The sequence below is a fragment of the Pseudomonas sp. 5Ae-yellow genome (assembly GCF_014077575.1).
In the GTDB taxonomy this organism is placed as follows: Bacteria; Pseudomonadota; Gammaproteobacteria; order Pseudomonadales; family Pseudomonadaceae; genus Halopseudomonas; species Halopseudomonas neustonica.
Genome location: NZ_JACGWE010000009.1, coordinates 43464 through 57957 on the forward strand (window position 1 = coordinate 43464; position 14494 = coordinate 57957).

At 56.7% G+C, this 14494-nt stretch carries 16 protein-coding genes; 6 read left to right on the top strand and 10 right to left on the bottom strand.

Features of this window, described 5'->3' with window-relative positions:
• Positions 1–21 precede the first annotated feature (21 nt).
• From rodA to H4J77_RS07895, 6 genes are read right to left on the bottom strand one after another with little or no spacing between them, the layout of a single operon-like run.
• Entirely contained in the window at positions 22–1164 is a 1143-nt protein-coding gene (gene rodA / locus H4J77_RS07870; RefSeq protein WP_123887693.1) for a rod shape-determining protein RodA, read from the bottom strand.
• The gene (gene mrdA, locus H4J77_RS07875) at positions 1161–3044 is read right to left on the bottom strand and encodes a penicillin-binding protein 2 (RefSeq protein WP_123887692.1); all 1884 of its coding nucleotides are present in this window, start codon (positions 3042–3044) and stop codon (positions 1161–1163) included. The genes rodA and mrdA overlap by 4 nt, the downstream gene beginning before the upstream one ends.
• 3 nt (positions 3045–3047) lie before the next feature.
• Positions 3048–3515: a 23S rRNA (pseudouridine(1915)-N(3))-methyltransferase RlmH gene (gene rlmH, locus H4J77_RS07880; protein ID WP_123887691.1), complete on the bottom strand. Its 468-nt coding sequence runs from the start codon at positions 3513–3515 to the stop codon at positions 3048–3050.
• Between the two features lie 6 nt (positions 3516–3521).
• A complete protein-coding gene (gene rsfS, locus H4J77_RS07885; protein WP_123887690.1) occupies positions 3522–3881 on the bottom strand; it encodes a ribosome silencing factor in 360 nt (119 codons plus the stop codon).
• Between the two features lie 21 nt (positions 3882–3902).
• On the bottom strand, positions 3903–4544 hold the full coding sequence (gene nadD / locus H4J77_RS07890; protein WP_123887689.1) for a nicotinate-nucleotide adenylyltransferase: 642 nt from the start codon (positions 4542–4544) through the stop codon (positions 3903–3905).
• A gap of 7 nt (positions 4545–4551) precedes the next feature.
• Complete coding sequence (locus H4J77_RS07895; protein WP_235869585.1) at positions 4552–5817, bottom strand: glutamate-5-semialdehyde dehydrogenase; 1266 nt, start codon at positions 5815–5817, stop codon at positions 4552–4554.
• 126 nt (positions 5818–5943) lie between these two features.
• Here H4J77_RS07895 and H4J77_RS07900 point away from each other — a divergent pair, with 126 nt between their 5' ends.
• On the top strand, positions 5944–6690 hold the full coding sequence (locus tag H4J77_RS07900; RefSeq protein WP_372237831.1) for a DNA-3-methyladenine glycosylase: 747 nt from the start codon (positions 5944–5946) through the stop codon (positions 6688–6690).
• A complete protein-coding gene (locus H4J77_RS07905; RefSeq protein WP_158611214.1) occupies positions 6680–7882 on the top strand; it encodes a DedA family protein in 1203 nt (400 codons plus the stop codon). The genes H4J77_RS07900 and H4J77_RS07905 overlap by 11 nt, the downstream gene beginning before the upstream one ends.
• A 19-nt stretch (positions 7883–7901) precedes the next feature.
• Here H4J77_RS07905 and H4J77_RS07910 read toward each other — a convergent pair whose 3' ends face one another.
• Entirely contained in the window at positions 7902–8486 is a 585-nt protein-coding gene (locus H4J77_RS07910) for an LON peptidase substrate-binding domain-containing protein (protein WP_123887686.1), read from the bottom strand.
• A gap of 209 nt (positions 8487–8695) precedes the next feature.
• On the opposite strand from H4J77_RS07910, the gene H4J77_RS07915 reads away from it, so the two are divergent.
• Positions 8696–9151, top strand: coding sequence for a MaoC family dehydratase (locus tag H4J77_RS07915; protein ID WP_123887685.1), 456 nt, complete (start codon positions 8696–8698; stop codon positions 9149–9151).
• Between the two features lie 54 nt (positions 9152–9205).
• Here H4J77_RS07915 and H4J77_RS07920 read toward each other — a convergent pair whose 3' ends face one another.
• From H4J77_RS07920 to mpl, 3 genes are read right to left on the bottom strand one after another with little or no spacing between them, the layout of a single operon-like run.
• The gene (locus H4J77_RS07920) at positions 9206–9697 is read right to left on the bottom strand and encodes a sn-glycerol-3-phosphate transporter (RefSeq protein WP_123887684.1); all 492 of its coding nucleotides are present in this window, start codon (positions 9695–9697) and stop codon (positions 9206–9208) included.
• Between the two features lie 13 nt (positions 9698–9710).
• Complete coding sequence (locus H4J77_RS07925; RefSeq protein ID WP_123887683.1) at positions 9711–10313, bottom strand: flavin prenyltransferase UbiX; 603 nt, start codon at positions 10311–10313, stop codon at positions 9711–9713.
• A complete protein-coding gene (gene mpl, locus H4J77_RS07930; RefSeq protein WP_123887682.1) occupies positions 10306–11667 on the bottom strand; it encodes a UDP-N-acetylmuramate:L-alanyl-gamma-D-glutamyl-meso-diaminopimelate ligase in 1362 nt (453 codons plus the stop codon). Before mpl ends, H4J77_RS07925 begins: the two co-directional genes overlap by 8 nt.
• A 287-nt stretch (positions 11668–11954) precedes the next feature.
• On the opposite strand from mpl, the gene H4J77_RS07935 reads away from it, so the two are divergent.
• From H4J77_RS07935 to ppa, 3 genes are all read left to right on the top strand, one after another.
• A complete protein-coding gene (locus H4J77_RS07935) occupies positions 11955–13214 on the top strand; it encodes a 6-phosphofructokinase (RefSeq protein WP_123887681.1) in 1260 nt (419 codons plus the stop codon).
• Positions 13215–13364: 150 nt separating this feature from the next.
• Positions 13365–13814: a GNAT family N-acetyltransferase gene (locus tag H4J77_RS07940; protein WP_123887680.1), complete on the top strand. Its 450-nt coding sequence runs from the start codon at positions 13365–13367 to the stop codon at positions 13812–13814.
• A 152-nt stretch (positions 13815–13966) separates the two neighbouring features.
• A complete protein-coding gene (gene ppa, locus H4J77_RS07945) occupies positions 13967–14494 on the top strand; it encodes an inorganic diphosphatase (protein WP_123887679.1) in 528 nt (175 codons plus the stop codon).

Genomic DNA, 14494 nt, shown 5'->3' on the forward strand with positions numbered 1-14494 from the left:
TTGTTTCAATCCCGGCCCACGTCATGAACTTTGTGCCATCCATTTACGGTGCGTATGGATGGACATGAGAATGCCGAACCCTGACAACAGGGTAATCAGCGAAGTACCGCCGTAACTGATAAAGGGCAACGGCACGCCCACCACCGGCAAGAGCCCACTGACCATGCCAATATTGACAAATACATAGACGAAAAACGTCAAGGTGATACTACCTGCAAGCAGTTTGCAGAATGCGTCCTGTGCTTGCAACGTGATAACCAGACCGCGACTGATCAGCAACATATAGACCCCAAGCAGCAGGCATACCCCAACCATGCCGAACTCTTCGGCCAGTACCGCGATGATAAAGTCGGTATGCCCTTCTGGCAGGAAATCCAGATGCGACTGCGTACCCTGGAGCCACCCCTTGCCAAACACGCCGCCGGAACCTATCGCGGCTTTGGATTGGATGATATTCCAGCCGGAGCCCAAGGGGTCACTCTCCGGATTAAGGAAGGTTAGTACCCGTTGTTTCTGGTACCCATGCATCACGAAATACCACATACCGGCTGCCGCGGGCGCCAGCAAAAGTAGCGCACCAATAATGTAACGCAACAGCAGCCCAGCCAACAAAAGCGCAAAAATCCCGGATGCAGCAATCAGTAATGAGGTGCCCAGGTCAGGCTGTTTAAGAATCAATACCACCGGTATAAAGATGATCGCCAGCGCGATGACCACATGCTTGAAACGCGGCGGAAGCGTGCGTGCGCCCAGATACCAGGCCACACTCATGGGCATGACCAGCTTGAGAATTTCCGAGGGCTGAAAACGCATCACACCCGGCACTGTGAGCCAGCGCTGCGCGCCCTTGGCTTCGGTGCCAAACAGCAGGACCGCGACCAGCAACAAGGTACCGCCGACATAGGCAACAGGCACCCAGCGCTGCATGAACCTTGGCTGAAACTGCGCAATAACAACCATCACGGCAATACCGACAGCAAAGTAAGCCATTTGCCGGTAGACCATGCCTACACTCTTGCCACTGGCAGAATAAAGCACGAAGGCATCAACCACCGCGAGACCAAGGATCAACACCAGCAACCAGGGATCGACATGAATACGCGTCCAGAAGGACTCCCGGCGACTCAGCCCGGCAGAAGCAGGCATGGGGGTTGGACGCTTCATGGCGCTGCCTCCTGAGGCGCATCGGTTATCTCAACCTCAGGTTTGGGCAGGCGCGGCAACACCCAGGCGTCGAAAACCGCGCGTACTACCGGGCCAGCAACCCGCCCCCCCGACTCGCCATTCTCAACCAGCGCGGCAACCGCGATCAACGGCTTTTCAGTGGGCGCAAAGCCGACAAAAAGGGCGTGATCTCTATGGCGCTCGCGCAGACTCTTGGAGTCGTAACGCTCGCCCTGCGCTATGGCAACTACCTGAGCAGTACCGCTTTTACCGGCCATATTATATTCCGCCCCCTTTGCAGCGGCACGCGCCGTGCCATGCGGCGACTGCATCACATCCTGCATAGCCTGAGTAATGAAGCCCCAGTCCGACTCGTCGCGCAATTTGATGTCGTCTGGGGTGTCAGACTCATCAGGCGGAATGCCTTCTGCATCCATCAGTAGCCGCGGGCGATGCCACTTACCATGATTGGCGATCAGCGCCATGGTCTGCGCCAATTGCAGAGGTGTAGCCAGCATATAGCCCTGCCCGATACCGGCAATCAGGGTTTCTCCGGGGTACCAGGGCTGCTTGTACTTGTTCCGTTTCCACTCGCTGGACGGCATCAGGCCCGGCGCTTCTTCATACATATCAATCGAAACGCGCTGACCAATCCCGAAACGCGTCAGGTAGTCGTGCATTTTATCGATACCCATTTTGTTCGCCAGATCATAAAAGTAGGTATCGTTCGAGCGGGCGATCGCGTAAGACATGTCTACCCAGCCATCACCACTGCGGTTCCAGTTACGGTACTTGTGACTGAAGTTGGGCAACTGAAAAAAGCCCGGATCATACACTCGGGCACTACGCGTGGTGGCGCCGCTGTCCAGCCCAGACAGCGCGACTACTGGCTTGATAGTTGAACCAGGCGGATACTGGCCGCGCAAAACGCGATTGAACAGGGGCTGATCCAGCGAGTCACGCAACGCGCCGTAGTCTGCGTAGCTAATGCCGGTGACAAACAGGTTGGGATCAAAGCCAGGCTTGCTGACAAAAGCCAGTACGCCGCCAGTCGCCGGGTCGATGGCAACCACCGCGCCGCGCCGATCACCCAGGGCTTCTTCGGCAACGCGCTGCAGGTTGGCATCCAACTGCAAGGTCAAATCCTTGCCGGCTACTGGTTCGGTTCGCGAAAGCACCCGCAAGACCCTGCCGCGGGCGTTGGTTTCGACTTCTTCGTACCCGACGGTGCCGTGCAGCAACTCTTCGTAGTAACGCTCGACACCCGTTTTTCCTATGTAATGGGTGCCCGCGTAAGCCACGGTATCAATCGATTTGAGTTCACGCTCGTTAATGCGCCCTACGTAACCCAGGGCATGAGCAAAATGGTCTGCAAAAGGATAATAACGAACAAAGCTCGCCTGGACCTCGACCCCTGGTAAGCGAAACTGGTTGATCGCGATCCGGGCAATCTGCTCCTGCGTCAGCTCCAGCATCACCGGCACTGATTCAAAAGGGCGCCGCGCCTGCATCAGACGCCGCTCAGCTTGCTCCACGTCTTCATCACTGAGCGCCAATAACGATTTAAGCAAATCAAAAGTAGCCGGCAGGTCCTTCACCCGGTCACGGGTAATGGTAAGACTGTAGCTGGGCCGATTTTCCGCCAACACTTCGCCGTTACGGTCGTAAATGCGGCCGCGCGTTGGCGGAATTGGCTGCACATGCACCCGATTATTTTCCGACAGCGTGGAGTGATGCTCGTATTGCGTCACCTGCAAGTAATACATACGAGCGACCAGAGCACCAACCAGCGCCAACACCAAGACAGCCGCCACCAGCAAGCGGCGATGGACTATCCCGGCATCTTTACTATGGTCTTTCAGGTGAATTGGCTTGGACATGAATTACTTGTGGTAGGGGTGGCGATTAATAATGGTCCAGGCCCGATATAACTGTTCAGCAAGCAGTATGCGTACCAGCGGATGCGGCAACGTCAAGGCAGACAGCGACCAGCGCTGGTCACTGCGCGCACTGACTTCGTCGGCCAAACCCTCGGGGCCACCGACCATCAGGTTAACGTTACGCGCATCCAGCCGCCACATCTCCAGCTGCTCTGCCAGCGTCTCGGTTGACCAGGCTCGACCTGTGACCTCCAGCGTTACGATGCGTTCCCCTGGCTGCACCGCTGCCAGCATCTGCTCACCTTCACGGCGCATCAGACGACTGACATCAGCATTTTTACCACGTGTTGCCAGCGGAATTTCCACCAGCTCCACGGGCAAATCAGGCGGCATGCGCTTGGCGTACTCCTGATAGCCCTGTTCTACCCAGCGTGGCATCCGCGATGCCACGCTGATCAGGCGAATACGCAAAAGGCCTTACTCCACGGGACGTTGCTGCTGTTCGCGACGCGACTCGGCACTCTGCCACAGGCGCTCAAGATCATAGAACTCGCGCGTAGCCGGCTGCATGACGTGTACTACCACGTCGGCCAGATCGACCAAGACCCACTCTCCGGAACCCTTGCCTTCAATACCCAGAGGCTTACGACCGGCCTCTTTGGCTTTCTCAACCACATTATCACTGAGCGCGTTGACGTGACGGTTGGAAGTGCCGCTGGCAATGATCATGAAATCCGTCACGCTCGTGTGCTCACGCACATCAATGCGCACGACATCCTTAGCCTTGAGTTCATCCAGCGCGTTCTCAACCAGTTGCGCAAGCTCTTCGATCTGCATAAGACGTTTAAATCCTCAATATCAGGGCCGATACAGCCCTTTAGTTTCAATATAGTCAAGTACGGCGTCCGGCAACAAAAATCGCGGCGAAGCGCCGCTGGCCACCAGGCCGCGAATATGCGTTGCAGAAATCGCCAAAGGCGTCTGCGACAAGCAAAAAACATGTCCAGCACTGACGTTAGCCAGTCGCTGCGGGTCATCCACACTGCGGGCAGCCAGCAGATCCTTTAGTACTTCGGGCACGTCCACATCGTAATCCGGACGCTGCAGCACCACTATGTGTGCCAAGCCCAGCAATTCCTGCCAGCGATGCCAGCTCGGTAGCCCGCAAAAGGCGTCCCAACCCAACACCATAAACAAGGCCACCTCACTACCCAGCTCAGCGCGCAAGGACTCCAGTGTGTCCAGCGTGTAGGACGGCTTTTCACGGCATAGCTCGCGGTCATCAACCTGCAAACCGCCGCCCTTGCCTACCGCCAGCTGCACCATGGCCAAACGTTGATCCGCGCTTGCGCCGGGTACCTCACGATGCGGCGGCCGCGCGCTGGGAATTAGCCTCAGCTCATCAAGTTGCAGCCGCTCGCGCACCTCTATAGCACTGCGCAAATGACCAAAGTGCACCGGATCAAAAGTGCCACCCAACAGGCCGATTCGCTTCCTCATCCGCGTATCACTGACGAATATGGCCGTCGCCGAATACCACGTACTTCTCGCTGGTCAAACCATCCAGGCCTACCGGACCACGGGCGTGAATCTTGTCCGTAGAGATACCGATTTCAGCGCCCAGGCCATACTCAAAACCATCAGCAAAGCGCGTCGATGCGTTAATCATCACCGAACTGGAATCAACTTCGGCCAGGAAGCGACGAGCACGGGAAAAGTCTTCAGAGACCATGGCATCGGTGTGCTGTGAGCTATAGGTATTAATATGCTCAATAGCCGCATCCATATCAGCAACTACTTTGACCGATAGAATCGGCGCCAGATATTCGGTGGACCAGTCCTCTTCGGTAGCAGCAACAGCCTGCGGCAACAGCTCACAGCTCAGCGGGCAGCCGCGCAGCTCTACTCCCTTGGCCGCATAGATAGCAGCAACCCGAGGCAGGAACTCTGCCGCCACGGCCTGATGTACCAATAGTGTTTCCATTGCATTGCATACGCCGTAACGATGGGTCTTGGCATTGATAGCAATGGCTTCAGCCTTATCCAGATCAGCGCGATCGTCGACATAAACGTGACAAATGCCATCCAGGTGTTTGATCACTGGCACGCGGGCATCTTTACTGATCCGCTCGATCAGCCCCTTGCCGCCACGCGGCACAATCACGTCAACATAGTCCGGCATGGTAATCAGTGCGCCCACCGCCGCGCGGTCGGTGGTCTCCACCACCTGCACAACTTCATCAGGCAAGCCGACCGCTGCCAGTCCAGTGCGCAGGCACTCGGCAATGGCACGATTGGAGTGAATCGACTCTGAACCGCCGCGTAAAATACAGGCATTACCCGATTTCAGGCACAAACTGGCCGCTTCTACGGTCACATTGGGACGGGACTCGTAAATAATCCCGATCACCCCCAGCGGCACACGCATCTTGCCCACTTGGATACCGGAAGGGAGGAACTTCATATCACGGATAACACCTACCGGGTCTGGCAGTGCCGCAACCTGGCGCAAGCCTTCGATCATCGTCTGCAGGCGAGCTGGCGTCAGCGCCAGCCGGTCCAGCATGGCGTCATCAAGACCGCTATCGCGCCCGGCCTGCAAATCCAGTTCGTTGGCTGCGACCAACCTGTCGCTGGCTGCCTCGATCGCATCGACTGTTGCCAGCAAAGCCGCGTTTTTGACCGCTGTCGTCGCGCGAGCAATGACCCGCGATGCGCGTCTGGCGTTCTGCCCCAGCTCGGTCATGTAAACGACCACCTGTTCCGCACTCATGCTGTTACCCATTACCTGTCTGCGCAAATGCGGCATTATAGCTGGGTCACCGGGCACTTGACAGGGCCGCCCTACCGAATCCTGCAGCGTCAGGCTAATTCAACCTGCAATACCCGAGCTGCTAGAATAACCGCCATGCCAAACACCCCCTTGCCACCCGCTCCTGAATACCCGCTGCCCGCGTCCTTCTTTCAGCAAGATGCCCGCAGCCTGGCCGTTGACTTGCTAGGCAAGGTAATCCGCAGGCAAATGGACGGGCGGTGGCTGTCCGCGCGCATCATTGAAACCGAGGCGTATCTGATAGCAGAAAAAGGCAGCCATGCCTCGCTCGGCTATACCGACGCCAGACGCGCTCTTTTTATGGAGGGTGGCACGATTTACATGTATTACGCGCGGGGTGGCGACTCCATGAACTGCAGCGCCGAAGGCGCCGGCAATGGCGTATTGATCAAATCAGCCTACCCGGTTGTTGATTCTATCAGCGACGCTAAAAGCCTGGAGCTGATGCAGCAGCTCAACCCTAACCGCGACGGCACTCAACGAACGCAGCAACGCCTTTGCGCCGGGCAGACTTTACTGTGTCGAGCTTTAGGAATTAAAGTACCCGACTGGAACGCCAAGCCATTTTGCCCAAACCAGCTGTTCATCGCGGACGATGCGTATCGGCCCTCAACAGTCGTACAAGCAGCAAGACTGGGCATACCCAGCGGCCGCGACGAAGCCCTACCCTACCGCTTTGTCGATGCTGACTTTGCCGCTTACTGCACACGCAACCCGCGGGGAAGAACACGCCAACCTGATCGCGACTACCGTTTGCTGAGCCTGCAACAGGCAAAGCTAAACGCGGTCTCTGGAGATACCCTTGCTGGTTGAACTAACAAGCTGGCTGGCCGAGCATCAGCAATGGCTGGGGCTGGCTATTTTTCTGATTTCATTTACCGAGTCACTGGCGGTCGCGGGCCTGGTAGTGCCAGGCGTGTTTTTACTCTTCGCCGTCTCAGCGCTAGCCGCCGGCGGCGGCATGTCACTAACGATTGCTGTCATGTGGGCCTTCAGCGGTGCCGTACTGGGTGACTTGATCAGCTTCTTTCTTGGCCGTTACTTCCATCAGAATATTCGCGACTTTGGCCCCTTCGTGCGCAATCCCCAGTGGATCGACGGTGGCGAGCGCTTCTTCCGGCGCTATGGCTGGCTTAGCGTGGTACTGGGTCGCTTCATCGGCCCCATACGCCCGATCATTCCCATGATCGCCGGGATGTTCGACATGCCGGTCTGGCGCTTTATCGCAATTAATCTGACATCCGCTCTTATCTGGGCACCGGCTTATCTGATTCCAGGCTACACCACCGGCCGCGCAGCCCAGTGGGCTGTGCCACCGTTTTTCTGGAGCCAGGCACTCAGCCTGCTGATCGGTGCAGCCATCCTGATCAGTTGCTGCCTCTACGTACTCAAGCTGCAAAAACGCTGGAGCTGCCTGGTTGCAGCGGCCTGCTGCCTGCTCTCACTGCTAACCTTGGGTATGAATCAGCGCGCACTGACGATCTTTGACAGCACGCTGGTCAGCAGTGCTGATCACCTGCGACTGCCGGGCGACAATCACACGCTGATATTGACCCCACAGGTTCTGCTGGTCGTCGTGCCGATTACCGCCTTGCTAATGCTGTCCCGGCGATGGAATCACGCCGCCATGCAGGTCTGCTCATTGGCATTGGCACTATCAATGTCCTGGCTGATCAACCTCACCGGCGGGGCCAGCATCAATGCCCTACTGACCGCCATACTCTGCGCTCTGGTGGTGAACTGTAGCCGTAATCAGCGTTTTTGGGTGCGCAGTGCCTGGTTGCTCTACCTGCTGCCGCTGGTGCTACTGATTGCCAGCAATGTGCTGGAGCACCAACAGTTTCTGCCACTCGACATGCTGCGCAGCCTGCTAGTAGGAATCAGCGCCAGCTTGCTAGCCTGCTGGCTGGTGGAGCGCGTCAGCCCGATGACACGACTGGTTCCAATTCAGCGCTGGCTGATCGCCAGTTGGCCTTTTATCGCCGCCGCCTGGGTTCTCTGGTAACCGCGCGCACTCAATCCGGCTAAGCCTGCAGCACCTCGAGCCATTCACTGATCTGTTCGAGGCGCTCTTGCGGATAATCCACCGCCAGCAGGTGCGTTTTCTGGTCCAGACTGAAAGGCAGCAAGTAGGCCAATTGATAGGCCAGCGCTTGCAGGCTACTACCAATCGGTGGCAACCCAAGATCCGTCGCCACAGGATGCTCCAGTAGCGTGGCATGCAGACTCTCCAGCTCTTCGTGCGCGTGACTCAGCGGCTGATCTGCTGCCTCTTCACGCCAGTCCACCTGGGCCTGAACCAGACCATCAGCAGCTACTTCGACCTGGCTAACCTGCGCCCGCCGACCGCCCACTACACGTATACCCAACAGACCGTTATCACGCTGCTGAAAATCCACTATCTGCGCCTCACACCCCAAAGCACTGAAGCGCAGGTCACCCGTCCCCGACTCAGGGCCTTTCTCCAGGGCAACCACAACAAACCCTTCGCCAGCCTTAAAGCAGCGACTGACCATATCCAGATAGCGCGCCTCGAACAATTGCAGGTCGAGAGTACAACCAGGCAATAACACGGTTTTTAACGGGAATAATGCAGTTTTATCGCTCATGCAATCCTCTTGTCATCTTGCCTATACGGGCATAGCCTGCCGAAGGAAGGTCGAATCATTCAGCAAACCAATATAAGGCCGCAGTAGATTGACCCCTACCCCGGGGCTTGCAACCATTCACCCGGAAACGCTCGCAACCGCAGATTAGCATTGCAGCGGGCAGGTACGCACACCCCACGTGGGCCACAATAAGAGTCACGGAGAACGCCATGACAGCAATACCAGTTAGCGAACTTACTTCATTGATCGGCAAGGACATGGGTCATTCGGAATGGCTGCAAATCGATCAGGAGCGGGTAAACCAGTTTGCCGAATGCACCGGCGACCATCAGTTCATCCACATCGATGAAGAAAAGGCCAAACAAACCCCGTTTGGCGGCACCATCGCCCACGGCTTTCTGTCTCTATCATTGTTGCCAGCCCTGTCAGCAGGCCTGATGCCTCGTCCCGAGGGTCTAAAAATGGCCGTCAACTACGGCATGGATAGCCTGCGTTTTATCCAGCCGGTACGTGTTGGCTCGCGCGTTCGCCTGCACACGACCATTATCGATGTCACCGAGAAGAATCCAGGGCAGTGGCTGATGAAAGCACGCAACACACTGGAGATTGAAGGCGTGGACAAGCCAGCCTTCATTTCTGAAGGGTTGTCGCTGTATTTCGTCTAACCCCCGCCATTGTGGCCGGACCCGCCTATCTAGCGAAGCGGCTCCGGCCCACATTCAAAGCTTGAAGCTAACCGTCACCATGGCGGCAGCCGCACCTAGCAACACCACGTCACTCGAAACTCGGCCATAAGTAGCCTCCAGGGAAGGGATAATCACCGGCGCAACACCAAAACGGTTGAGTGGAATCTTGTCTCTGTACTCGCCCTTGTAACCTTCCAGCAGTCCCCCCGTCAGTTTCAGGTGAAATGCTGACTGCCCCAGTGCGAAACGCTTACCGTAATAAACATAGTTGGCGCGCTCACCAAAAGAATGTTTAAAGGTTGCCGCTCCCCACAAAGTGGCGTCAGGCAGATGTCGCTCCAAGCAGATCAACTGCTGATGGTTATTATGGTCCGGATCGGGCGAATAATGCACCGTGTAAACACTGGTTTGCACGCTCCAGAAAGCGTCCTGCACATCCCGGCTATCCGCCGCCCATGTCGTCAGTGGCAACCCTGCCGCCAAAAGAACAACGACACCATTTAGCGCAATCTTTAGCTCGCTCACATTATATCCCGCATCATTCACCCCACCGAGCAAGCAACTGCTGGGGGATATCCAGTTGATTGAGAATGCGCGCAACCACGAAATCGACCAAATCAGCCACCGAAGCCGGGTTATGGTAGAAGCCCGGACTGGCCGGAAGAATGACCGCACCCATCTGGCTAAGCTTGAGCATGTGCTCAAGGTGAATAGTTGAGAACGGCGCTTCACGCGGCACCAGAATCAACTTACGCCGCTCTTTCAAAGCCACGTCTGCCGCGCGTTCGATCAGATTATTGCTCGCGCCGGTCGCGATCGCCGACAACGACCCGGTGGAACAAGGGCATACCACCATGGCGCTCGGCGCGCCCGACCCAGAGGCAACCGGAGCCATCCAGTCCTGCTTGCCATATACCCTGATCTGTCCCGGCTTGGCGGCAAAGCGCTCAACTAAGAAAGCTTGCAGGGCCTGTGGCTTGGCGGGCAACTGCCACTCTGTCTCGGTAGCCACAACCAGTTGCGCGGCCTGCGATATAAGAAACGAAACCTCCACACCTGCTTGTACCAGGCACTCCAGTAATCGCATTGCGTACTGAGCACCAGAAGCGCCCGTCACCGCCAGCGTTACCCGCTCAACCATGACGAACCTCCAGGGCTTGTACCAGTTTCTGATGAATACCACCAAAGCCGCCATTACTCATGATGACGATGCGTGTCTGCGGCGTAGCGCTATCGACTACCTGCTGCACGATGGCATCCAGATCGGTCATCACCTGCGCCGGCACCGGACTAGCCTGCACCACCGGCTCGAGCGACCAATCCAGGCCAGCAGGCTGATACCAGATCACCTCGCTGGCATCACTTACACTGGCCGGCAGCGCCTGCATGTGGCTGCCCAGGCGCATGGTGTTGGAGCGCGGCTCGATAATCGCGATCAGGCGCTGATCACCGATCTGCGCACGCAAGCCAGCGAGTGTCGTCGCGATGGCCGTAGGATGGTGCGCGAAGTCATCGTAAACGGTGATTTCGTTGATTTCCGCCAGTTTTTCCATGCGTCGCTTGGCGTTACGAAAACCGGCCAGTGATGCAATACCCTGCGCCGGCGTAACGCCCACGTGCCGCGCGGCCGCCAGCGCAGAAAGCGCGTTGGCTACGCTGTGTTGGCCGGTTTGCTGCCATTCAGCGACGCCCTGCAGCTCACCGTCCAGCCAAACCTCAAACTGCGAGCCATCCGCTTTTAATAACTTCGCCTGCCAATTGCCGTCATCGCCGGTTGTTTGGCACGGTGTCCAACAACCCATTGCAATCACTCGATCCAGCGCCGCCACCCCTTGCGGGCGAATAATCAGCCCGCAAGCCGGTACCGTTCTGACCAGATGATGGAACTGGCGCTCAATCGCTGCCAAATCAGGAAAGATATCCGCATGATCGAACTCAAGATTATTCAGGATCGCGGTACGCGGGCGGTAATGGACGAACTTGGAGCGCTTATCAAAGAAGGCGCTGTCATATTCATCAGCCTCCACCACGAAAAACGGCGTATCGCCCAGCCGTGCCGAGAGACCAAAATTTTGCGGCACTCCCCCAATCAGAAAGCCCGGCGCCATGCCCGCATCTTCCAGCAACCAGGCCAGCAAGCTCGAAGTAGACGTCTTGCCATGAGTGCCGGCGACCGCCAATACCCAGCGCTCCTGCAGCACATAACGCGCCAGCCACTCAGGCCCCGAGACGTAGGGCATACCTTTATCCAGCATGTACTCGACTGCCGGATTACCCCGACTCATGGCATTGCCGACAATCACCAGGTCTGGCGCCGGCTGCAGGTGGGCAGGATCATAACCTTCCTGCAAGGCAATACCCTGCGCCTCCAACTGGGTACTCATCGGCGGATACACATTGGCATCCGAGCCACTCACCTGATGCCCCAGCTCGCGCGCCAGCAGCGCCAGCGAGCCCATAAACGTACCGCAAATACCCAGAATGTGCAGATGCATTGATTAGGCCTTGTACCCTTTTGATCGATCGACAACCCGCAACACAGACAGTCGCAGGGCCGAGAAAGTTGCGCCTTTGAGCGCCACACTGTTTATTGGCCGATACTATCACGACCGGCCAAGTGGCAGGGGTTACAGCCTGATTGTCATGCAACCGGGACGGCTTTGGGCTATCATTCGCCCATCTGTCCGCACCGCTTTACGCAGTTACTACGCCGCGCCCAGAGGCGCGTCGAAGCAACGGACCTGCGGCAAACATCTTTTTAGTCTCTACACATGGAGTACGCATGACCGTCAAGAACGCTTTTTATGCCCAGTCGGGCGGTGTTACCGCTGTTATCAATGCATCTGCCGCTGGCGTGATCGAAACAGCCCGCCAACACCCCGACCAGATTGGCACGGTCTACGCCGGTCGCAATGGCATCATCGGCGCCTTGACCGAAGAGCTCATTGATACCAGCCTGGAGTCGGTAGACGATATCGCCGCCCTGCGTCACACCCCGTCTGGCGCCTTTGGCTCTTGCCGTTACAAACTGAAAAGCCTGGAAGCCAATCGTGCCGAGTACGAACGTCTGATCGAGGTATTCAAAGCCCACAATATCGGCTACTTCTTTTATAACGGCGGTGGCGACTCAGCCGACACCTGCCTCAAAGTTTCCCAGTTAGCGGAAACCCTGGGCTACCCAATCCAGGCCATCCACGTACCCAAGACCGTCGACAACGATCTGCCAATTACCGACTGCTGCCCCGGTTTTGGCTCCGTTGCCAAGTACGTAGCCACCTCTATTCGCGAAGCAGGCTTTGACGTTGCGTCAATGGCCGCCACCTCGACCAAGGTGTTCATCCTTGAAGTCATGGGCCGCCATGCCGGCTGGATTACCGCCGCCTGCGGCCTGGCTAATGAAGGCGAAGGTCAGCCACCGCACATTTTGCTGTTCCCGGAAATCGAATTCGACCAGGCCGCGTTTCTTGCTCGCGTCGACGAGTGCGTAAAAAATCACGGCTACTGCGTTATCGGCGTATCTGAAGGTATCAAGAATAGTGCTGGCAAGTTCCTCTCCGAGTCCGGCCTGACCGATGCTTTCGGTCATGCTCAATTGGGCGGCGTAGCCCCCACCATCGCCAAACTGGTACAAGAAGAACTGGGCTATAAATATCACTGGGCGGTAGCAGACTACTTGCAGCGCTCAGCACGCCATATCGCTTCCAAGGTAGATGTGGACCAGGCTTACGCATTGGGTCAGGCCGCAGTGAAGATCGCGCTGGAAGGCAAAAATTCGATCATGCCGGCGATTCGACGCTTGCAGGACGCGCCTTACGAATGGGATATCATCGAAGCACCACTGAAAGATGTGGCCAACGTCGAGAAATTCATGCCCCGGGACTTCATCACCGAAGACGGCTTCCATATTACCCAGGCCTGCCGCGACTATCTCTCACCATTAATTCAGGGTGAAGACTTCCCGCCATTCAAAAACGGTATGCCGCATTACGTTACGCTCAAGCGCCAAACGGTCGCTAAAAAGCTGCCCCCCTTCACGGTTTAACGTCTTTGCGTAAAAAACCGCCGCAACCCGCTTTGGGTGCGGCGGTTTTTTTTGGGTGCCTGATTGCAGATTGTCTCATGCTGATGCAGGATGAAGTGATCGACCAAAGAAAACCTCATAGCCATTTAATGACCAATTGTGGGTAACCGTATGCGCATAATTCAGGCAGATGTAGACCGCCTAGATGAAATAACGCCCCTGTTCATCAAGTACCGCGAATATTACGGGCAACTGCCCAAGCCCGAGGCCTCACGCCGTTTTTTAGAAGCCAGGTTGATACACGAGCAGGCGATCATCCTGATAGCAGAAGACGAGGACACCGGCAAAGCCATGGGGTTCTGCCAGTTCATTCCCAGCTTCTCGGCGCTTACGCTCTCGGCAGCCTGGGTCCTCAAAGGCATCTATGTCACCGAAGAGGCGCGCCGGCAGCTGGTTGCTGACCGACTGATCAACCATGCCAAGGAATTGGCCAAAGCGGCGGGCGTTGATCGCATGACGGTCATGACCGGCGAAGATAATATGGCGGCGCAAAGTCTGTATCGCTCCCTCGGCTTTAGTAATGATCACGACTTTATGTATTTCGCGCTCAAACTCAGCTGAGAACCGTCGGCCGGAGGCAATCATGGCCGGCCGATGTCTCGCGCGAGCATTTGCTCGTCTAAGACCAAGGTACACTGGGTTTTGCTTGGTATCGTCGGCCTAAGCGCCTATAATGCCGGCCAGTTTTCAACTATGGCCGAATCAGGTAAACCATGAGCTACGACCAGATCCCCGCAGGCAAAGACATTCCCAACGACATTTACGTCGCCATTGAAATTCCAGCCAATCACGCGCCGATCAAATATGAGATCGACAAGGACAGCAGCACACTGTTCGTTGACCGTTTCATGGCGACGCCGATGTTCTACCCGGCGAACTATGGCTACATCCCCAATACTCTGGCCGACGACGGCGACCCGCTCGACGTGCTAGTGGTTACTCCGCATCCCGTTGCGCCAGGCGCTGTCATTCGCGCGCGCCCGGTTGGCGTGCTGCACATGACCGATGATGGTGGTGGCGATGCCAAGGTAATCGCGGTACCTCACGACAAACTGAGCACTCAGTACCGTGATATTAAAGAATACACTGATCTGCCTGAGCTGCTGATCCAACAGATCAAGCACTTCTTTGAACACTACAAAGATCTGGAAGCAGGCAAGTGGGTCAAGATTGACCGCTGGGGCAACGCCGACGAAGCCCGTGCGGAAATTGTTAAGGCTGTAAACGCTTACCAAAAATAA